This window comes from Rhizobacter sp. P2_H3, from assembly GCF_056403355.1.
On sequence record NZ_JBFUFQ010000098.1, the window covers coordinates 1 to 20,615 of the forward strand.

A 20,615-nucleotide genomic window follows, 5' to 3' on the forward strand; every position below is an offset into this window, starting at 1 on the left:
GGCGGTAGGCGATCCACTCCTGCAGCATCAGCCGCAGCGTCTTCTGCGTCGGCCGGCCATCGGCGCCGATCATCGTCAGGTTGATCGGCGCCGAGCTCTCCAGGCTGGTGTGCGCGAGCAGCGTGTTGATCAGGTCCTGCTGCTCGATGCGGCTGGTCTTCGGCTCGATCACGATGCGCACCGGCGCATCCTTGTTCGATTCGTCGCGCACCACGTCGAGCACCGCCAGCACCGAGGCCTTCAGCTGCACCTGGTCGGCGCTCAAGGCCTTCTTGCCGGTCTTGATCTTCGGGTTGATCAGCTCCTCGATCTCTTCCAGCACCTTCTGCACGCTGGTGCCGTGCGGCAGCTCGGTGATGACGAGCTGCCACTGGCCGCGCGCCAGGTCCTCGATCTTCCAGCGCGCGCGCACCTTCAGGCTGCCGCGGCCGGTGGTGTAGGCGGCGCGGATCTCCTCGGGCGCGCTGATGATCTGGCCGCCGCCCGGGTAGTCGGGGCCGGGCACCAGCGTGAACAGTTCGTCGTCGCCCAGGTGCTCGTTGCGGATCAGCGCGACGGTGGCCGCCGCGATCTCGCGCAGGTTGTGCGAGGGCAGCTCGGTGGCCAGCCCCACCGCGATGCCGCTCGCGCCGTTCAGCAGCACGAAGGGCAGCCGCGCCGGCAGCAGCCGCGGCTCGCGCTCGACGCCGTCGTAGTTGGGGATGAAATCGGCCGTGCCTTCGTCGAGCTCGTCGAGCAGCAGGCGCGAGATCGGCGCGAGGCGCGCCTCGGTGTAGCGCATCGCGGCCGCGTTGTCGCCGTCGCGCGAGCCGAAGTTGCCCTGGCCGTCGACCAGCGGGTAGCGCTGCGAGAAGTCCTGCGCCATGCGCACCATCGCGTCGTACGCGGCCTGGTCGCCGTGCGGGTGGAACTTGCCGATCACGTCGCCGACGACGCGCGCGCTCTTGACCGGGCGCGCACCGGCCGTGCCGCTGAAGGCCAGGCCCAGGCGCTGCATCGCGTACAGGATGCGCCGCTGCACCGGCTTCTGGCCGTCGCACACATCGGGCAGCGCGCGGCCCTTGACGACGCTGAGCGCGTATTCGAGGTACGCGCGTTCGGCGTAGTGGGCGAGCGTGATGGCGTCGTCGGGGTTGCCGGTGTCGAAGAGATCGGTGGTCATGTGTTTTTCAAGGAAAGGCTTCGCGCCGTTGCTAGCGCGAAGCTTCGGATGCGGCGGCGCCGTGCATCTGCAACCCGGTGCGTGCGCTCGGCATGCGCGCCTGCAGCAGCGCCCAGTAGAGCTCCAGCACCAGGTGCACGTGCGCCTGGGTCTCGGGAATCGGCGGCATCTCGCCGCCGGCCTTGCGCACCGCCGATTCGCCGGCGTTCCACGCCGCCAGCGCGACATCGATGCGGCCGAAACGGCGCGTCAGGTTCGACAGCATGCGGGCGCCGGTGAGGATGTTGGTGCGCGGGTCGAGCAGCTTCTCGCGCAGCGCCGCGGAGCGCTCGCCGGCCGCGAAACCGCCGTAGTGCTGCGCGGCGATCGGCGTCAGCTGCATCAGCCCGACCGCGCCGCGCGGCGACACCGCCTTCGCGTTGAAGCCGGACTCGACCGCGATGATGGCCTTCAGCAACTCGATGTCGACGCCGTGCGCTGCAGCCGCTTCCCGCAGCAGCGGCTGCAGCGACTTCACTTCGGGCGCGAACTCCAGCCACGTGAGCAGGCCGCCCGCGCCATCGGTCTTGCCGGGCACGCGCAGCTGTGCCGCATCGCCCAGCACCAGGTGGTAGCGCGAATCGACCTGCGTCGGCGCGAGGTGCGCGGTGCCGCTGCCGTCGACGTAGCCCCACAGCTCGGCATGCGCGAGCGCGGGCACGGCGAGTGCAGCAGCCGCCAGCGCGGTCTTCATCTCAGACATCCACCTCGACGTCGTCGCCGCGCAGTTCCATCAGCTCGCGGCGGGCCTGCGCCTCGCCCTTGCCCATCAGCTTGGTCAGCGACTCGGTGGTGGCGGTGAAATCGAGCGCGCCGAAGGCCACCTGCAGCAGGCGGCGCGTGTCGGGGTTCAGCGTGGTGTCCCACAGCTGCTCGGCGTTCATCTCGCCCAGGCCCTTGAAGCGGCCGATGCTCCAGCTGTTGTCGCGCGCGCCTTCCTTGCGCAGCTTGTCCAGCGTGGCCGCCAGCTCGCCTTCGTCCAGCACATAGAGCTTGGCCGCGGGCTTCTTGCCGCGCGCCGGCGCATCGACGCGGAACAGCGGCGGCTTCGCGATGTAGACGTTGCCGCGCTCGATCAGCTTCGGGAAGTGCCGGAAGAACAGCGTCAGCAGCAGCACCTGGATGTGCGAGCCGTCGACGTCCGCATCGCTCAGGATGCAGATCTTGCCGTAGCGCAGCCCCGACAGGTCCGGCTCGTCGGTGGCACTGTGCGGGTCGACGCCGATCGCCACCGCGATGTCGTGGATCTCGTTGTTCGCGAACAGCCGGTCGCGCTCGACCTCCCACGCATTCAGCACCTTGCCGCGCAGCGGCAGCACCGCCTGCGTCTCCTTGTTGCGGCCCATCTTCGCGCTGCCGCCGGCCGAGTCGCCCTCGACCAGGAACAGCTCGTTCAGCGCCAGGTCGCGGCTTTCGCAATCGGTCAGCTTGCCGGGCAGCACCGCCACGCCCGAGCCCTTGCGCTTCTCGACCTTCTGGCTCGCGCGCTGGCGCGTCTGCGCCTGCTTGATCACCAGGTCGGCCAGCTTGCGGCCCAGCTCCACATGCTGGTTCAGCCACAGCTCCAGCGCCGGCTTCACGTAGGTGGAGACCAGCCGCAGCGCATCGCGGCTGTTCAGCCGCTCCTTGATCTGGCCCTGGAACTGCGGGTCCAGCACCTTGGCCGACAGCACGAAGCTGGCGCGCGAGAACACGTCTTCGGGCATCAGCTTCACGCCCTTGGGCAGCAGGCTGTGCAGGTCGATGAAGCCCTTCACCGCGCCGAACAGGCCGTCCTTCAGGCCGGATTCATGCGTGCCGCCGTTCACCGTGGGGATCAGGTTCACGTAGCTCTCGCGCATCGGCGAGCCTTCCTCGGTGAAGGCCACGCACCAGGCGGCGCCCTCGCCCTCGGCGAAGTTCTCGGTCTCGCGTGAATCGGCGTAGCGCTCGCCCTCGAACAACGGGATCACCGGGTCGGCCGCCAGCGCCTGCATCAGGTAGTCGCGCAGGCCGCCCTTGTAGGTCCAGGTCAGCACCTCGCCGCTCTTCTCGATCGTCAGCGAGACGATGACGCCCGGCATCAGCACCGCCTTGCTGCGCAGCAGGTGCGTGAGCTCGGCCTTCGGGAAATCGACGCTCTCGAAGTACTTCGGGTCCGGCCAGGCGCGCACCGTGGTGCCGGTCTTGCGGTCACCCGACGAGGCCGCGTACACGCCCTTGCGGATCGCCAGCGGCTCGATCACGTCGCCGCCCGAGAACGCCAGCTGCGCCACCTGGCCCTCGCGGTACACCGTGACCTCCAGTCGCTTGGCCAGCGCGTTCGTCACGCTGACGCCCACGCCATGCAGCCCGCCCGAGAAGCTGTAGGCGCCGCCGGAGCCCTTGTCGAACTTGCCGCCGGCGTGCAGCCGGGTGTAGACGATCTCGACCACCGGCACCTGCTCTTCGGGATGCAGGCCGAACGGAATGCCACGGCCGTCGTCGTGCACGGTGACCGAACCGTCGGTGTGCAGCACCACGTCGATGCGCTTGCCGTGGCCGGCCAGCGCCTCGTCGGCCGCGTTGTCGATGACCTCCTGGATGATGTGCAGCGGGTTGTCGGTGCGGGTGTACATGCCCGGCCGCTGCTTCACGGGCTCGAGGCCCTTCAGGACACGGATCGATGACTCGCCGTAGGAATTGCTGGGTTTGGTCGCCATGGGGCGGGATTCTAGAAGCCCGTCAAGTTACAACTCGTAGTCCACCGTGGCGCATGCGACACAGCGCGGTCGCCGCAGCAAGTTACCCTTGCGCGCGTTTTTCGCTCCAAACCCACTTCCAATGCGCCTTGCCTCCGCCTCCCTGATCGCCCTGCTGGGCGCCATCGCGCCGATCGCCCAGGCCGCCGACCTGAACACGCTGCAGTCGCTGTCGCAGTCCGAATTCCGCCTGCTGTCGGAAGACCTGGGCGCGATCGTGTCGTTCAAGCCGCTGATCCCGTCCGAGCCGCTCGGGCTGACCGGCTTCGACATCGGCATCGGCGTCTCGGGCACCGCGATCGAGAACCGCGGCATCTGGCAGAAGGCGGCCGGCGGCACGAGCGTACCGTCGACGATTCCCGTGCCGTCGCTGCGCGCCCACAAGGGACTGCCGTTCGACATCGACCTGGGCGTGTCGGTCTCGCGCGTGCCGACGGCCGGCATCACCATCACCGGCGGCGAGCTGCGCTGGGCGCCGCTGGCCGGCAACGCGGTGCTGCCGGCGATCGCGCTGCGCGCCAGCGCATCGTCGATCTCGGGCGTCGACCAGTTGAAGCTGCGCACCTACGGCTTCGACGTCTCGGTGTCCAAGGGCTTCCTGTTCGCGACGCCCTACGCCGGCCTCGGCACCGTCAACGTCAGCAGCAAGCCCGAGGCATCGTCGCTGAAGGGCAAGGAAGATTTCAACCTCGCGAAGGCATTCGCCGGCGTGAACATCAACTTCGGCCTGGCCAACCTGGCCTTCGAGGCCGACAAGACGGGCAAGGCGACCAGCTACAGCGCGAAGTACGGCTTCAGGTTCTGAGTCGCAGGGCAATCCGTTACATTCGCCCGATGTCCCGGACTGCCACCGCCCCCGCCCCGCTCTCGATGAAACAGGTGCTGCTGTGCGGCGCCATGATCGTCACGCTGTCGATGGGCATCCGCCACGGCTTCGGCCTGTGGCTGCAGCCGATCACGATGGACCGCGGCTGGACGCGCGAGACCTTCGCCTTCGCGCTCGCGGTGCAGAACCTCGCCTGGGGCGTCGCCGGCCCGTTCGCCGGCGCGCTGGCCGACCGCTTCGGCGCCTTCAAGGTGCTGATCGTCGGCAGCCTGCTCTACGCCGGCGGGCTGGTGCTGATGGCCGTCTCCACCTCGGGCCTCGCCTTCACCGGCAGCGCCGGCCTGCTGCTCGGCATGGCGCAGTCGGGCACCACCTACGCGGTGGTCTACGGCGTGATCGGCCGCAACGTCGCGCCCGAGAAACGCAGCTGGGCGATGGGCGTGGCCGCCGCGGCCGGCTCGTTCGGCCAGTTCCTGATGGTGCCCACCGAGAACTGGCTGATCGGCCACCTCGGCTGGCAGCAGGCCCTGTTCGTGCTGGGCTGCATCGCGCTCGCCATCATCCCGCTGGCCGCCGGCCTGAAGGAGCCGAAGTTCATCGTCAACCCGCTGCAGCAGAGCCTCGGCGCCGCGCTGCGCGAGGCCTTCGCCTACCCGAGCTTCCTGCTGCTGATGGCCGGCTACTTCGTCTGCGGCTTCCAGGTGGTGTTCATCGGCGTGCACATGCCCAGCTACCTGAAGGACCACGGCCTGTCGCAGGACGTCGCCACCGGCGCGCTCGCGCTGATCGGCCTGTTCAACGTGATCGGCACCTACACCGCCGGCGCGCTCGGCCAGCGCCTGCCCAAGCGCTACATCCTGTCGACGATCTATGCGCTGCGCTCGGTGGCGATCGTCATCTTCCTGAGCGTGCCGCTGTCGCCGACCAGCGTCTACGTGTTCGCCTCGGTGATGGGCGTGCTGTGGCTGTCGACCGTGCCGCCGACCAACGCGATCGTCGCGCAGGTCTTCGGCGTGCGCTACCTGTCGATGCTGGGCGGCTTCGTGTTCCTGAGCCACCAGGTCGGCTCCTTCCTCGGCGTCTGGCTGGGCGGCAAGCTGTACGACAGCACCGGCAGCTACGACGTGGTGTGGTGGATCGCGGTCGGGCTGGGCGTGTTCGCCGCGCTCGTCAACCTGCCGGTGCGCGAATCAGCGATCGTGCGGGCAGCCCCGCAACCGGCGTGAGCGGGCACGACATGAAAAAGGGCCTGGCCCGCGTGGCGATCTGGCTGGCGGTGGGTGCCGCACTGCTGCTCGTGTTCGCGGCCTACCTGAACCCCGAGATGGCCTTCACGCTCGCCAACCAGCTGTGGAACTGCTTCTGACATGTACGTCGTCGTGATCACCGGCGCCTCCGACGGCATCGGCGCCGAGATGGCCCGGCAGTGGGCCGCGCGCGGCAAGGCCAACATCGCGCTGGTGCTGGCGGCGCGCAACGTCGACAGGCTGGAGGCCGTTGCCGCCGAGTGCCGCACGCACGGCGCGCAGGCGCTGGTGCAGCGTTGCGACGTGAGCGTGCAGGCCGATTGCACCGCGCTCGTCGACGCGACGATGAACACCTTCGGTCGGCTCGACACGCTGGTCAACAACGCCGGCATGTCGGCCCAGGCGCTGCTGCGCGACGTGGCCGACCTCGGCTGGTACGAAGACCTGATGCGCGTGAACCTGTGGGGCAGCGTCTGGTGCACCCATGCGGCGCTGCCGCACCTGAAGACGAGCTACGGCCGCATCGTCGCGGTGTCCAGCCTGGCCGGGCTGGTCGGCGTGCCGGGGCGCACCGCCTACGCGGCCACCAAGTTCGCGATGACCGGCTTCTTCGAGTCGCTGCGGCCGGAGATCGGCCGCCAGGGCATCAGCGTGACGATCGCGTACCCGGGCGTCGTCGCGACGGAAATCCGCCGCCGCGGCTACGACGCGAGCGGCCAGGCCGCCGGCCGCAGCGGGCTCGACGAATCGGATGCGATGCCGGTCGAGACCTGCGCGCGGCTGATCATCGACGGCGCCGAGGCGCGCCGGCGCGATGTCGTGATGACGGCGCAGGGCAAGCTCGGCCGCTGGCTGAAGCTGGTCGCGCCGCGGCTGATCGACCGGCTGGCGCTGAAGGCGCTGAACCAGCACGCCCGGCCGCAATGAGCGCGACGCTGAGCCCGCATGGCGGCCCTGCCCCCTCGGCCTGGGTGCAGCGCTGGTCGCACCTGATCGCGCCGGGCGCGCGCGTGCTCGACGTGGCCTGCGGCAGCGGCCGCCACGTGCGCTGGTTCGCCGGCCGGGGCTGCCACGTGACCGCGCTCGACCGCGACGCGGCCGCCACCGAAGCGCTGCACCCGATCGCCGACGTGGTGCTGGCCGACATCGAGGCCGGTCCGTGGCCGCTGCCCGAGCGGCATTTCGACGCCGTCGTCGTGACCAACTACCTGTGGCGCCCGCTGCTGCCCACGCTGTGCCAGGCGCTGGCCGACGGCGGCGTGCTGATCTACGAGACCTTCGCGCACGGCCAGCAGGGCGTGGGCCGGCCGGCCAACCCGGATTTCCTGCTGCGCCCGGGCGAGCTGCTGGACGCGGCGCGCGGCCTGCGCGTGGTCGCGTTCGAGGACGGCTTCCTCGGCTCGCCGGCGCGCTTCGTGCAGCGCATCGCCGCGGTGAACGCCGGCGCCGACGCCGGCGGACCGGGTGAAATCCCGCGTTATCTGCTGGACGCCGGGCACCCCCCGCAGGGTGAGTAAAATCCGCGGATTCCGAGGATCCCGCATGAAATCCATTGTTGGCAGCATCGTCGCGCTGATCACGCCGATGCACGAGGACGGCAGCGTCGACTATGACGCGCTGCGCCGCCTGATCGACTGGCACATCGACGAAGGCACCGACTGCATCGGCGTCGTCGGCACCACCGGCGAAAGCCCCACGGTCTCGGTCGAGGAGCACTGGGAGATCATCCGCGTCGCGGTCGAGCATGCACGCGGCCGGGTGCCGATCATGGCCGGCACCGGCGCCAACTCCACCCGCGAGGCCATCGAGCACTCGCGCTACGCCCGCAAGGCCGGCGCCGACTGCACGCTGTCGGTCGTGCCGTACTACAACAAGCCGTCGCAGGAAGGCATCTACCAGCACTTCAAGGCCATCGCCGAAGCGGTCGACATCCCGATGGTGCTGTACAACGTCCCCGGCCGCACCGTCGCGGACATGCTGCCCGAGACCACGCTGCGCCTGGCGCAGATCCCCGGCATCGTCGGCATCAAGGAGGCCAGCGGCAACATCGAGCGCGCCGGCTGGCTGGTGCGCAATGCGCCGAAGGGCTTCTCGATCTATTCCGGCGACGACCCGACCGCGATCGCGTTGATGCTGCTGGGCGGCCACGGCAACGTGAGCGTCACCGCCAACGTCGCGCCGCGTGCGATGCACGAGCTGTGCAAGGCCGCGCTGGCCGGCCAGGTGCGCGAGGCGACCGACATCCACCTGAAGCTGCTGCCGCTGCACAAGAACCTGTTCGTCGAACCGAGCCCGGCGCCCACCAAATGGGCCTTGTCGCGGCTGGGCCGCTGCGGCGCCACGCTGCGCCTGCCGATCGTCGGGCTGACGGCCGCGGGCCAGGCCACGGTGGAACAAGCGATGCGCGAATCGGGTCTGCTGTGAGCAGCCGCTGCGACCTGCGCTGACGCGATTGCTTCCGCTCCACCTTCTTCATTCCCCCTCACCGGCTCGGCCGGCGCCGCTGTGGCACTGTCCTCGGAGATGTACAACGTGACCCGTTTCCCCCTGAACCCTCTCGCCAAGGCACTCGCTGCCGCCCTCTCGCTGGGCCTCGCCGCAGCCGGATGCTCGTCGATCGAGACGGCCGTGACCGGTGAGAAGGTCGACTACAAGAGCGCGACCGTCAAGGCCACGCCGCTCGAAGTGCCGCCCGACCTGACGCAGCTGCAGAACGACTCGCGCTACAACGTGCAGAGCGGCGGCACCATCAGCGCCACCACGTTCCAGAATCCGCAGGCCGCCGGCAGCGCGGCCCCCGCGGCCGGCCCGGCGACGCAGACCGTGGCGCCGAACACCCTCGGCCAGGCCCGCCTGGAACGCCAGGGCGACCAGCGCTGGGTCGTCACCACGCAGACGCCGGAGCAGGTGTGGCCGCAGCTGCAGGCCTTCTGGAAGGAGCGCGGCCTGACGATCTCGGTCGACCAGCCCGAAGCCGGCGTGATGGAGACCGAGTGGGCCGAGAACCGCGCCCGGCTGCCGGACGACCTGATCCGCCGCACGCTGGGCCGCGTGATCGACGGCCTGTACTCCACCGGCGAACGCGACAAGTACCGCACCCGCGTCGAGCGCGGCGCCAACGGCACCGAGATCCACATCGCCCACCGCGGGCTGCGTGAGGTCTACGTCGGCCAGCAGAAGGAATCGACGAGCTGGGAACCGCGCCCGAGCGAGCCCGAACTCGAAGGCGAGATGCTGACGCGCCTGCTCGTGAAGCTCGGCGCGAAGGACGAGCAGGCCAAGCTCGCGTCGCAGCAGGCCGCATCGGCGCCCGCCGCCGCCACGCCGCATGCCCGCGCCATCGAAGGCCAGGCGGCAGCGTCGCTGCAGGTCGACGATGCGTTCGACCGCGCCTGGCGCCGCGTCGGCCTCGCACTCGACCGCAGCGGCTTCACCGTCGAAGACCGCGACCGCACGCAGGGCGTCTACTTCGTCCGCTATGTCGACCCGGCGATGGCCGGCAAGGAAGAGCCCGGCTTCTTCAGCCGCCTGTTCGGCACCGGCGAGAAGGGCAACTTCGCACCGGTGAAGTACCGCGTGCGCGTGGTCGGCCAGGGCGACGTGAGCCTGGTGTCGGTGCTCGACAGCAAGGGCGAGCCGGAGAACGGCGACGCCGGCAAGCGCATCGTCGGCCTGCTGGTGGACGAGCTGAAGTAAGCGCCGGGGAGCGATCCGCATGCTGCGCTTCTGCAGCCTCGGCAGCGGCAGCACCGGCAACGCGACGCTGGTCGAGGCCGGCAGCGGAAGCACCGTCACGCGGCTGCTGATCGACTGCGGCTTCTCGCTGCGCGAACTGACGCTGCGGCTGTCGCGCACCGGCCTCGCCGTCGACGACATCGATGCGGTGTTCGTGACCCACGAGCACGGCGACCACGTCGGCTGCGCATTGACGCTCGCGCGCCGTCACCGCGTGCCGTTGTGGACGAGCCTGGGCACCTGGCGCGCGATCGGCGATCCGTCGGCGGAAGAATGGCTGAACGTCGCGCGCGACGGCGAAGCCATCACCGTCGGCGACCTGCAGCTGCGGCCCTACACCGTGCCGCACGATGCCAACGAGCCACTGCAGCTGCGCCTGACCGATGGCGATGCCTGCCTGGGCGTGCTGACCGACACCGGCTCGTCGACGGCGCACGTCATCGCGCACCTGCAAGGCTGCGATGCGCTGCTGCTGGAATGCAACCACGACGTGCAGATGCTCGCGAACTCGAGCTACCCGGCCTCGCTGAAGCGGCGCGTCGGCGGGCGGCTCGGGCACCTGTCGAACGAGAGCGCGGCCGAGATCCTCGCGGCCTGCCACCATGCCGGGCTGCGCCACCTGGTGGCCGCGCACCTGAGCCGGCAGAACAACCGGCCCGAGCTGGCCGTTCAAGCGTTGCTTGGCGTGACGGGCGGCAACGCGGACGACATCATCGTGGCCGATCCGGCGCTGGGATTCGAATGGCTCTCACTGCGCTGACTTTTACGCTGAGAAGTACAGGCGAAAAAAAGCCGCCCGAAGGCGGCTTTCTCACATCGCCGAAGCGATTTACTTGACAGCCGAAGCGGCGGCCGAAGCAGCGCCGGCAGCAGCCGAAGCAGCGTCCGTGGCAGCCGAAGCGGCCATTGCAGCGCCCGAAGCAGCGGCGTCAGCCACCGGAGCGGGAGCCGGAGCCGGCGTGGCGGCCGGAGCAGCCGGAGCGGCCTCTTCCGGCTTCTTGCCGCAAGCGGCCAGAGCAACAGCAGCAACCAGGGAAGCCAACAGAAGCGACTTTTYCATACTTATCCTCAATGAAAGGTTCAGACAATTACCGGTAATTGTGGGAACCCTCCGATCAATCGATACACGGCAGATCCCCAACGGACTCAGACCTACGAAAGCTCGAGCGTTTCGTAGGTCCAGCCCAYGATTATACGCAGACCCAGTGCATACCCTATAGGCCCAGGGTTGTCGCAGGAAAGGCCTCGACGGAGCGTTGCAAAAGTGCATCAAGGTGTTCGCGCGTGCGCACCGCATCGCCCTCGTCGGTGGACCAGCTCGCGCGGTACTGCGCCGGATTCAGCAGCCGCAGCGTGACCAGGCCCGGGGCCAGCAGCACGGTCGGGACATCGCGCTCGTCATCGCTGTCGGGCGAGCGGCATTCGACGATGTGCGACCACTGCCGGCGCCATTGCGCGAAGCGCGCGTGGCGCCGCGACATCTCGTCGAAATGCCCGCCCAGCATCGTCAGCTTGCGGTGCGCGAAGGCCCAGCGCGTCAGGTGATCGAGCACCGCCTGCTCGCCGAGCGGCCAGTCGGCGAAGTCGGGATCGCTCAGCAGCAGCTCGCGACAGCCCTGCTCCGCCGCGAGCGCGAAGCCCTCGCGCAGGGCCTGCAGGAAATCGCTGCGCGACGTGATGATGCGGGGCGTACCGGTCTCGTCCATCTTTTCACTCCTTGTGCAGCGGGCGCACCCAGCCCGCCTGCGCCCATTGGTCGAGCAATCCGAAGGCATCGTCGCTCAGCCGCGCGACATCGGCAAGTGCCAGGCTGCGGCCGTCCGCCAGCAGGCGCATCAACCGCGCGTCGCGGCCGGCCGCGCGAAACGAATCGCCGTTGATGAACACATGCCGATCGTCATACATCATCCGCGTGCGGCGGTCCAGGCGCACCGCCTGCGGCGCCTCGAGCGGCTCGCCGGCATCGAACCACACCGTCGGCTTCGGCTCGCTCAGCAACTCGCCGAGCGCGCAGGCGAGCGCTGCCGGGTCGCGCAGCAGCCGCTGCACCGCATCGGCCGCGAACGCCTGCAGCCGCTCGGGCACGCGGCCCGGCGCCTCGGTGGCCGGCTGCGACGGGTCGCGGTACAGCGGGTCCTCGGCATCGGGGTCGACCGCCTCGATCACGCGCTGCAGCACCTCGGTCGCGAGCTCGTCGCGGCCGGCCGCGCGAAAGCCGATCGAGCAGGTCATGCACTCGCCCTCGGCGACGCCGTCGTGGCCCCAGCCGGGCGGCAGGTACAGCATGTCGCCGGGCTCGAGCAGCCACTCCTGGTCGGGCACGAAGCGGCTCAGGATCTTCAGCGGCACGCCGGGCTCGAGCGACGCATCGTCGACCGGACCGATGCGCCAGCGCCGCTTGCCCTGCACCTGCAGCAGGAACACGTCGTAGGAATCGACGTGCGGGCCGACGCCGCCGCCGTCGCTCGCCCACGAGACCATCAGGTCGTCGAGCCGCGCGTCGGGCACGAAGCGGAACCACGACAGCAACTCGCGCGCGGCATCGAGGTGCAGGTCCAGCCCCTGCACCAGCAGGGTCCAGCCGGCGCGCGACACCGGCGGCAGCGCACGCCGCGGCAGCGGGCCGCGCTTCATCGTCCAGCCGCGGCTGCCGTGCACGATCAGGCGCGATTCGACATCCTCGCGCGAGGCCAGCTCGAACAGCTGTGCGCGCGGCGCGATCGGCGCGATGCCGGGCACGGCCTGGCGGATCAGCAGCGGCTTCTTCTGCCAGTGGCGGCGCATGAAGGCGGTGGGCGACAGGCCGCCGAGCAGGGTGTCGGGCCGGGTGGCGAGACCGGGCGTAGAGCCGGGCGTAGAGGGGTGGGAGATCGGTGCGGGCATCGCAGGATTGTGCGATGACTGTGCGATCATCCTTCGATGCTCATCACCAACCCCTGCGTCGTCGCCCTCACGTGGCGATTGGAAGACGCCCAAGGCCAGCTGATCGACGAACTCGACGCGCCCGTCGAGTTCTTCGTCGGTGGCGACGACCTGCTCGCCAAGGTCGAAGAAGCGCTGATCAACCAGGAGACCGGCTTCGAAGCCAGGCTCCACCTCGAACCCGAACAGGCCTTCGGCGACTACCAGCCCGACCTGGTCTTCTTCGAGGCACGCTCGATCTTCCCGGAACAGGTCGATGTCGGCATGCAGTTCGACGGGCCGCCCGAAGGCGCCGTCACCGAAGGCCTGCGGCCTGACGCGGTCTACACCGTGACCGAGGTCTACCCGACCCACGTGGTGCTCGACGGCAACCACCCGCTGGCCGGCATCGCGCTGCGGCTCGACCTGAAGGTGCGCGACGTGCGCGAGGCCACCGAGGAAGAGATCGAGGCCGGCAGCGTCGACTCGCCGGCCCTGAGCATCATGACGACGGCGCCGTCGAATTCACACCTGCACTAGGCTCAGGCCTGTGCGGCGCCTTCGGGTGCCGTCACCGGCCCCTTGCCGCTGAAGCGGTCGAGGTACAGGTAGATCACCGGCGTGATGTAGAGCGTGATCGCCTGCGAGAACACCAGCCCGCCGCACACCGCGAGGCCGAGCGGCTGGCGCAGTTCCGCACCCGCGCCCAGCCCCATCGCGATCGGCAGCGCGCCCATCAGCGCCGCCAGCGTCGTCATCATGATCGGCCGGAAGCGCAGCACGCAGGCCTCGCGGATCGCCTGCTCCGCCGCCATGCCCTGCGAGCGCTGCTGCTCGAGCGCGAAGTCGATCATCATGATCGCGTTCTTCTTGACGATGCCGATCAGCAGCAGGATGCCGATGGTCGCGATCAGCGTCAGGTCCATGTTGAACAGCTTCAGCGTCAGCAGCGCGCCGACCGCCGCCGACGGCAGCCCGGCCAGGATCGTCAGCGGGTGGATGTAGCTCTCGTACAGCACGCCCAGCAGCACGTAGATCACCAGCAGAGCGCCGACGATCAGGATCGCCTGGCTGCCCTGCGAGCTCTTGAACACCGCCGCATCGCCGCCGTAGCTGGTGATGATCGACTCCGGCAGCTCGATCTCCGCGCGGTAGTGCTCGATCTTGCCGGTCGCGTCGCCGAGCGCGGCGCCGGGCGCGAGGTTGAACGACACCGTGACCGCCTGCAGCTGGCCGACGTGGTTGATCGAGGTCGGGCCGACCGTGCGCGTGACGGTCGCGAAGCTCGACATCGGCACCAGCGTGCCGCTGGACGAGCGCACGTAGATGTTGTTGAACGCGCTCTCGTCCTGCTTGGCGCCGGGCGCCACCTCCATGATCACCTGGTAGCTGTCGACGGCGGTGTAGATCGTCGACACCTGCCGCTCGCCGAACGCGCTGAACAGCGCCGAGCGCAGCGCGTCGATCGACACGCCCAGCGTGTTGGCGCGGTCGCGGTCGATGTGCAGCGACGCCTGCAGCCCGCGCAGCTGCGAATCGCTGGTCACGTCGCGGAACAGCGGGTCGGCGCGCAGCTTGCCTTGCAGCTTCTGCGCCCAGTCGTTCAGCTCGTCGGCCTTGACGCTCTGCAGGATGTATTGGTACTGCGCCTTGCTCTGGCGGCCGCCGAGCTGCAGGTTCTGGATCGGGCGCATGAAGACGCTGATGCCGGCCACGTCGCGCAGCTTGCGGCGCAGCCCCTCGACCACCTGGGTCATGTCCTGGCGCTCGGCACGCGGCTTCAGCGCGACGAACATGCGGCCGGTGTTCTGCGCGCCGCCGCCGCCGTTGAACGAGCTGACGGCCAGCACGTTCGGGTCGTCGCGGATGATGGCCGCGGCGCGGTCCTGCAGCCGCACCATCTCCGGGAACGAGGTGTCTTCCGAGGCTTCGGTCTGCACGCTGAGCTGGCCGATGTCCTCCTGCGGGAAGAAGCCCTTCGAGATGCTCGCGAACAGCCAGCCGGTGGCGAGGAAGGTGACCGCCGCGACCAGCACGACGGCCACGCGGTGTCGCAGCGCCACGTCGAGCGTGCGCGAGTAGGCGCCCAGCAGCAGGTCGAAGCCGCGCTCGAACGAGCGCACCAGCGCGCCCGGCGGCTTCTTGTGCGCGTCGTCGGTCAGGAAGCGGCTGGCCAGCATCGGCACCAGCGTCAGCGAGACGAAGGCCGACGCGATGATTGCCAGCGACACGATCACCGCGAACTCGTGGAACAGCAGGCCGATCACGCCCGGCATGAAGAAGATCGGGATGAACACCGCGATCAGCGAGGTGGAGATCGAGATGATCGTGAAGCCGACCTCGCGCGAGCCGCGCAGCGCCGCGCCGAACGGCGCCTCGCCGTGCTCGACGTGCCGCATGATGTTCTCGAGCATCACGATCGCGTCGTYGACCACCAGGCCGACCGCGAGCGTCAGGCCCAGCAGCGAGATGTTGTCGAGCGTGTAGCCGAAGCCCCACAGCAGCGCGATCGCGCCGACCAGCGAGACCGGCAGCGACAGCGTCGGGATCGCGGTGGCGACGAAGCGGCGCAGGAACAGGAAGATCACCAGCACCACCAGCACGATGGTGCCGAGCATCGTCAGCGTCACGTCGTGCAGCGATTCGCGCACCGACACCGAGCGGTCGTTGACCAGGTTCATGCGCACCGACTGCGGCAGCTGCGCCTGGAAGCCCGGCAGCGCGGCGCGCACCGCATCGACCACCTTGACGGTGTTGGCGTCGGGCTGGCGCTGGATGGCCAGCGTGATCGACGGCTCGCCGTTGTAGCTGGCGAAGGTCTTCACCGTCTCGTAGCTGTCCTCGACCGAGGCGACCTCCTTCAGCCGCACCGGGTTGCCGTTGCGGTTGCTGACGATCAGCTCGCCGAACTCGGCGGCATTGCGCAGCTGGCGGTTCGCCTGCAGCGTCAGCGTCTGCTTCGGGCCTTCGAGCGTTCCAACCGGCGTGTTGGCGTTGGCGGCGCCGAGCGCGGCGTTCAGCTCGTCGAGGCTGATGTTGCGCGCGGCCAGCGCATCGGGCTGCACGCGCACCCGCACCGCGAAGCGCTTCTGCCCGTAGATGTTGACCTGCGCGACGCCGGCCAGCGTCGACAGCGACGGCGAGATCAGGTGCTCGGCGAAATCGTTCAGGTCCGACAGGTTCAGCGACGGCGAGGTCAGCGCGATCAGCAGCACCGGCGCATCGGCCGGGTTGACCTTGCGGTACGCCGGCGGGCTGGTCATGTCCTGCGGCAGCTGGCGCTGCGCGCGCAGCAGCGCGGCCTGCACGTCGACCGCGGCGGCGTCGATGTCGCGGCCCTCGTCGAACTCCAGCGTCACGGTGGTGCTGCCCAACGTGTTGGCCGAGCTGATCACGCTCAGGCCCGGGATGGTCTGGAACTGCTTCTCGAGCTGCAGCGCGACCGAGGTGGCCATCGTCTCCGGGCTCGCGCCCGGCAGCGCTGCCGAGACGTTGATCACCGGCGTGTTGTAGCTCGGCAGCGCGGCCACCGGGATGCGCGTGTACGCGATCACGCCGGCCACGACGATGGCGGCGTTCAGCAGCACCGTCATCACCGGACGGCGGATGAACAGCTCGGACAGGTTCATGGCGCGACTCCCGAAGTTGCGGATGTCGTTGCGGATGTCGTTGCGGATGTCGTTGAGGATGCCGCAGCCCCCGCACCCTTGCCCTTGCCGCCGGCCCCGCTCGCCGCGCGCTCGACCACCGGCGCGCCCGGCCGCAGGTTCTGCCGGCCGTCGACCACCACGCGCTCGCCCGGCTTCACGCCGGTGACGACCGCATCGGTGCCGGCCGCCTGCACCACCGCGATCGGCCGCGCGACGGCCCTCCCGCCGTCGTCGACCACGTAGACGATGTTGCCGCGCGGGCCCTGGATCAGCGAGGCCTGCGGCACCACGATCGCATCCTTCAGCGTCTCGACCACCAGCCGCACGCTGACGAACGCGCCGGGCCACAGCGCCTGCTGCCTGTTGTCGAACACCGCCTTCACCTTGACGGTGCCGGACGACGCGTCGATGTTGTTGTCGACGAACTGCAGCTTGCCGACCAGCGTGCCGCGCCCTTCGGGCAGCACCGCCGTGACCGCGCCGCGGCCCGACTGCAGGTTGCGCAGCGCCTCGGCGAGGTTGCGCTGCGGCAGGTTGAAGCCGACGGCGATCGGGTCGATCTGCGTCAGCGTCACCAGCGTGCTGGTGGCCGGCTGCACCGAGCTGCCGGGGAACACGTTGATCGCGCCGGCGCGGCCCGGGCCGGGCGCGACGATGCGGTTGTAGCCCAGCGCCACCTTGGCAGCGGCCAGCGCCGCGCGGTCGGACGACACCACCGCCTGCGAGCCCTCGACCAGCGTCTGGCTGCTGTCGACGGCGCTCTGCGAGACGAAGTTCTGCGCGAGCAGGTCCTTGCTGCGCATGAGCTGGCGCTGCGCGTCGGCCAGCGAGGCGAGGTCCTTCTCGAGCTGGGCCTGCGCCTTCGCGACGTTGACCTCGTCGGTGCGCGAATCGAGCGTGAACAGCAGCTCGCCGGCCTTCACGAACTGGCCTTCCTTGATGTGGACGTGGGTGATGGTGCTGGCGACCTGCGGACGGATGTCGACGCTGTTGAGCGCGGTGACGCTGCCGGTCGCTTCGAGCGTGACCTCGTAGTCGCGCTGCTGCGCGCGCACGGTGCTGACGCTGACCGGCGCGCCGGACGCGGCCGCCGACGGCGCACCGGCGGCCGCACCGCCCTCGCCCTTGCCACGTGTGGCCACGCCGTAGCCGACGCCCGCCGCCACCACCACCGCGGCGATCACCCAACCCACCAAGCTCTTGTTCATGAACTGCCCGTCGTCAAGTCATTCGGAAAAATCGGTCCGGCCCTCGGCCCCGGGATGGAAGCGCAGCGCCGGCACCCGGCTGGCGGCCCAGGCGGCCAGCGCGCACACGGCGGCGGCACAGCCGAAGGCGACCACGAACGCGAAGCGCAGCGCCTCCTGCGCCTGCGGATCCTGCGCTGCGTGCAGTGCGTCGCTGCTCCCCATCAACCCGAAGATCAGCGCGCCGAACGCGCTCGCGCCGATCGAGGAACCGAGCGTGCGTGCCAGCGACATCGTGGCCGCGGCGGCACCCAGGCGCGCCGGGCCGGAGGCGGTCTGCGTCACGATCTGCATCACCGACATCACGCTGCCCAGGCCGAGYCCGGTGGTGAATCCGAGGGCGACCAGTGTGCGCTTGTCGGGTGGCAGCAAGGCCATGCCGAGCAGGCTGCAGCCGGCCAGCAGCAGCCCGCCCACCGGCAGCGCCGTCGGGCGGCCGGTCCAGATGATCAGCCGCGACGTGAAGGTGGCACCGCCGACGATGCCGGCCGTCAGCGGCAACAGCAGCAGGCCGGCCTCGGCGGCATCGGAATGCAGCGACAGCTGCAGGTAGATCGGCAGGTAGAACACCATCGCGAACATCGCCGACGCGAAGCCGACCACCGTGAGCGCCGCATAGCGCACCGGCGGCAGCCGCAGCAGGTCGACCGGCAGGAACGGCCGCGCCGCCAGCCGCTCGACGCGCAGCAGCACGGCCCACAGCGCGACGGTCGCCACCAGCAGCGCGCCGCTGGTCGCCGACACCCAGTCGAAGCGGTGCCCGGCCGACGACAGCCAGAACAGGCTGAGCGCCATCGCCACCGCGAACAGCAGCATGCCCTGCACGTCCGGCGGCCCGCTGCGGGGGTGCGGCACGTCGTCGGCCCGCAAGGCATGCAGCCGCCACAGCGCCAGCGCGCACAGCGGCAGGTTGACCAGGAACAGCCAGCGCCAGCTGGCGTGGTGGACCACCAGCCCGCCGATCACCGGGCCGCCGACGCTGGCCAGCGTGAAGACGATTGCGAAATAACCCTGGCTGCGCGCCCGCCGCTGCGGCGAGACGACCTCGCCGATCAGCGCCTGCGACAGCGTCATCAGGCCGCCGCCGCCCAGCCCCTGCAGCGTGCGCGCGGCCACCAGCCACCACAGGCCGGTGGCCAGGCCGCAGCCCAGCGAGCCGAGCGCGAACAGCGCGGTGGCCAGCGACAGCAGCTTGCGCCGCCCGAACTGGTCGCCCAGCTGGCCGTACAGCGGCACCACGATCACCGAGGCCAGCAGGTACGAGACGGCCAGCCAGGAGGTGTCGCGCAAGCCCCCGAACTCGCGGCTGATGACGGGCGTCGCGGTGGCCAGCAGCGTCTGGTCGACGGCGGCCAGGAACATCGGCAGCATCACGGCGCCGAACAGGCGGCGGAAGCGGCGGCGACCCTCGGCGATGCGCTCGGCGATCTGGGCCGAAGTTGGCGCGGACCCTGGCGCGGGCATGGCGGTGTCAGTCATGGACGAACCTCGCCTTGAGGATCGCCAGACCCTGCATCACGAGCGCCAGTTCCGCCGGCGTCGCGCCGGACAGCGTGTTCGCGAGGTCGGCCCGCGCGCCGCGGCGGATGTCGTCGAGCAGCGCCTTGCCTTCGGCGCTCAGCCGCAGCTCGGTGCGGCGGCGGTCGGCCGCGGCGGTGCTCGGCGAGACGTAGCCGCCGCGCACCAGCCGGTCGACCATCGCCGACGCGGTGGCGAGCGTSACGCCGAGGAAGCCGGCGACGTCGCTGATCGAGCAGCCGGCATGGCGGCCGATGAAGCCCAGGCAGCGGAACTGCGGCACCGACAGCCCGGCGTCCAGGCTGCCGCGCATGCCCATGCGGATGGCGTTCATCACGTCGGGCACCACGCTCAAGACCTCGGCCGCGACGCGGCTGGCGTCGGGCACGGAGGCGGCCGGTTCTGGCTTGGCGGGAGATCTGGAAAGAGAGGCCACGGCGGGACGCTGCCTTCGCAGGACTTGTCGAGATGCTTAGCCTATCAAAGCATTTCGACAAGTTTGTTGCGGGTCGGTAAACGACGAGCGACGAACTTCACACGGGCCGGCTGATCCAGCGGCCGCCGTGGAACCGGCTCTGCCGGGCCACTGGCGGCGCCCCCTTGAGGGGGAGGCGCGCAGCGCTTCGGGGGTGGGACGTCAGTGCTTGCCGGTGGAACCGAATCCGCCCGCGCCGCGGTCGGATGTGCCGAACTCGTCGACCACCCGGAAGCTCGCCTGCACCACCGGCACGATCACCAGCTGCGCGATGCGCTCCATCGGCGCGATCGTGAACGCCGCCTGGCCGCGGTTCCAGCAGCTCACCATCAGCTGGCCCTGGTAGTCGGAATCGATCAGGCCCACCAGGTTGCCCAGCACGATGCCATGCTTGTGGCCGAGCCCGGAGCGGGGAAGGATGATCGCCGCCAGCCCCGGATCGGCGACGTGGATCGCCAGGCCGGTGGGGATCAGCTGCGTCTGGCCGGGTTCGAGCACCAGCGGCGCGTCGAGGCAGGCACGCAAGTCGAGGCCGGCGCTGCCGGGGGTCGCGTACGTGGGCAGTTGCCCGGCCATGCGCGGGTCGAGCACCTTCAGGTCGATCGGGGTCATGCGGGTCGGGGAGTGGAAGAGGAAGCGGGGGAAGAGGACAGCCGGGCCGCGATCTCGTCCACCAGCGTGCGCGCGAGCGTCAGCTTGTCGGCATGCGGCAGCTGGCGTTCGCCCTGGGCGTCGACCAGCAGGAGCGCGTTGTCGTCACGCCCGAAGGTGGCCGGCCCGAGGTTGCCGACGATCAACGGCACGTTCTTGCGCTGCAGCTTCTCGCGCGCATGCCGGGCGAGATCGTGGCTCTCGGCCGCGAAGCCGACGCAGAACGGCCGGCCGGGCAGCTTCGCGACCGCCGCCAGGATGTCGGCGTTCTCGGTCAGCTCGAAGGTAGGCGCGACCTTGCTGCCGTTCTTCTTGATCTTGTGGTCCGACAGCGACGCCGGCCGCCAGTCGGCCACCGCCGCGGTCGCGACGAACACGCTGTGCTGCGCCGCCTGCGGCAGCACGGCGTCGTACATCTGCTGCGCGGTCTGCACGTCGATGCGG

20 protein-coding genes are annotated in these 20,615 nt (G+C 69.9%); 9 read left to right on the plus strand and 11 right to left on the minus strand.

From position 1 onward, the window contains the following. From AC1D1T_RS18100 to AC1D1T_RS18110, 3 genes are all read right to left on the minus strand, one after another. Positions 1–1,162 (minus strand): DNA gyrase subunit A (locus AC1D1T_RS18100; RefSeq protein ID WP_477992260.1); only part of this gene is annotated, 1,162 nt, incomplete at its 3' end. 31 nt (positions 1,163–1,193) lie between these two features. Further along, positions 1,194–1,895 carry a lytic transglycosylase domain-containing protein gene (locus tag AC1D1T_RS18105; RefSeq protein ID WP_477992261.1) on the minus strand — a complete coding sequence of 234 codons (702 nt, stop codon included), beginning with the start codon at positions 1,893–1,895 and terminating at the stop codon, positions 1,194–1,196. Position 1,896: 1 nt separating this feature from the next. Then, positions 1,897–3,882: a DNA topoisomerase IV subunit B gene (locus tag AC1D1T_RS18110; protein ID WP_047511475.1), complete on the minus strand. Its 1,986-nt coding sequence runs from the start codon at positions 3,880–3,882 to the stop codon at positions 1,897–1,899. Positions 3,883–4,003: 121 nt separating this feature from the next. Here AC1D1T_RS18110 and AC1D1T_RS18115 point away from each other — a divergent pair, with 121 nt between their 5' ends. The 8 genes from AC1D1T_RS18115 (at position 4,004) to AC1D1T_RS18150 (ending at position 10,489) form a co-directional block, all read left to right on the plus strand. Then, complete coding sequence (locus tag AC1D1T_RS18115; RefSeq protein WP_477827143.1) at positions 4,004–4,726, plus strand: hypothetical protein; 723 nt, start codon at positions 4,004–4,006, stop codon at positions 4,724–4,726. 29 nt (positions 4,727–4,755) lie between these two features. Beyond that, positions 4,756–5,973: an MFS transporter gene (locus AC1D1T_RS18120; RefSeq protein ID WP_477827142.1), complete on the plus strand. Its 1,218-nt coding sequence runs from the start codon at positions 4,756–4,758 to the stop codon at positions 5,971–5,973. Between the two features lie 11 nt (positions 5,974–5,984). After that, positions 5,985–6,113, plus strand: coding sequence for a hypothetical protein (locus AC1D1T_RS18125; protein ID WP_477827141.1), 129 nt, complete (start codon positions 5,985–5,987; stop codon positions 6,111–6,113). A gap of 1 nt (position 6,114) precedes the next feature. Continuing rightward, positions 6,115–6,921: an SDR family oxidoreductase gene (locus AC1D1T_RS18130; protein WP_477827140.1), complete on the plus strand. Its 807-nt coding sequence runs from the start codon at positions 6,115–6,117 to the stop codon at positions 6,919–6,921. Further along, on the plus strand, positions 6,918–7,511 hold the full coding sequence (locus AC1D1T_RS18135) for a class I SAM-dependent methyltransferase (RefSeq protein WP_477827139.1): 594 nt from the start codon (positions 6,918–6,920) through the stop codon (positions 7,509–7,511). Before AC1D1T_RS18130 ends, AC1D1T_RS18135 begins: the two co-directional genes overlap by 4 nt. Positions 7,512–7,536: 25 nt before the next feature. Further along, positions 7,537–8,418, plus strand: coding sequence for a 4-hydroxy-tetrahydrodipicolinate synthase (gene dapA, locus AC1D1T_RS18140; protein ID WP_047511463.1), 882 nt, complete (start codon positions 7,537–7,539; stop codon positions 8,416–8,418). A 99-nt stretch (positions 8,419–8,517) separates the two neighbouring features. Beyond that, positions 8,518–9,690 carry an NlpB/DapX family lipoprotein gene (gene bamC / locus AC1D1T_RS18145; protein ID WP_465113288.1) on the plus strand — a complete coding sequence of 391 codons (1,173 nt, stop codon included), beginning with the start codon at positions 8,518–8,520 and terminating at the stop codon, positions 9,688–9,690. A gap of 22 nt (positions 9,691–9,712) precedes the next feature. Then, the gene (locus AC1D1T_RS18150) at positions 9,713–10,489 is read left to right on the plus strand and encodes an MBL fold metallo-hydrolase (RefSeq protein WP_477843707.1); all 777 of its coding nucleotides are present in this window, start codon (positions 9,713–9,715) and stop codon (positions 10,487–10,489) included. A gap of 454 nt (positions 10,490–10,943) precedes the next feature. Here AC1D1T_RS18150 and AC1D1T_RS18155 read toward each other — a convergent pair whose 3' ends face one another. Next, positions 10,944–11,435 (minus strand): hypothetical protein, encoded by a 492-nt coding sequence (locus tag AC1D1T_RS18155; RefSeq protein WP_052213046.1) that lies wholly within the window; start codon positions 11,433–11,435, stop codon positions 10,944–10,946. 4 nt (positions 11,436–11,439) lie between these two features. Next, on the minus strand, positions 11,440–12,612 hold the full coding sequence (locus AC1D1T_RS18160; RefSeq protein WP_477843705.1) for a JmjC domain-containing protein: 1,173 nt from the start codon (positions 12,610–12,612) through the stop codon (positions 11,440–11,442). A gap of 36 nt (positions 12,613–12,648) precedes the next feature. On the opposite strand from AC1D1T_RS18160, the gene AC1D1T_RS18165 reads away from it, so the two are divergent. Next, positions 12,649–13,170 (plus strand): FKBP-type peptidyl-prolyl cis-trans isomerase, encoded by a 522-nt coding sequence (locus AC1D1T_RS18165; RefSeq protein WP_047511457.1) that lies wholly within the window; start codon positions 12,649–12,651, stop codon positions 13,168–13,170. Between the two features lie 2 nt (positions 13,171–13,172). Here the strand turns inward: AC1D1T_RS18165 and AC1D1T_RS18170 are convergent, their stop codons facing one another. From AC1D1T_RS18170 to AC1D1T_RS18195, 6 genes are all read right to left on the minus strand, one after another. After that, a complete protein-coding gene (locus AC1D1T_RS18170) occupies positions 13,173–16,259 on the minus strand; it encodes an efflux RND transporter permease subunit (RefSeq protein WP_477992262.1) in 3,087 nt (1,028 codons plus the stop codon). After that, on the minus strand, positions 16,256–17,488 hold the full coding sequence (locus tag AC1D1T_RS18175; RefSeq protein ID WP_477828571.1) for an efflux RND transporter periplasmic adaptor subunit: 1,233 nt from the start codon (positions 17,486–17,488) through the stop codon (positions 16,256–16,258). Before AC1D1T_RS18175 ends, AC1D1T_RS18170 begins: the two co-directional genes overlap by 4 nt. Before the next feature lie 18 nt (positions 17,489–17,506). Then, entirely contained in the window at positions 17,507–19,006 is a 1,500-nt protein-coding gene (locus tag AC1D1T_RS18180; RefSeq protein ID WP_477992263.1) for an MFS transporter, read from the minus strand. Beyond that, complete coding sequence (locus tag AC1D1T_RS18185; protein ID WP_465113213.1) at positions 18,999–19,433, minus strand: MarR family winged helix-turn-helix transcriptional regulator; 435 nt, start codon at positions 19,431–19,433, stop codon at positions 18,999–19,001. Before AC1D1T_RS18185 ends, AC1D1T_RS18180 begins: the two co-directional genes overlap by 8 nt. 249 nt (positions 19,434–19,682) lie before the next feature. Next, positions 19,683–20,132, minus strand: coding sequence for a dUTP diphosphatase (gene dut, locus AC1D1T_RS18190; RefSeq protein ID WP_477827916.1), 450 nt, complete (start codon positions 20,130–20,132; stop codon positions 19,683–19,685). Next, positions 20,129–20,615, minus strand: a 487-nt coding sequence (locus AC1D1T_RS18195) for a phosphopantothenoylcysteine decarboxylase domain-containing protein (protein WP_477992264.1), incomplete at its 5' end; no start/stop codon positions are given. The genes AC1D1T_RS18195 and dut, both read right to left, overlap by 4 nt.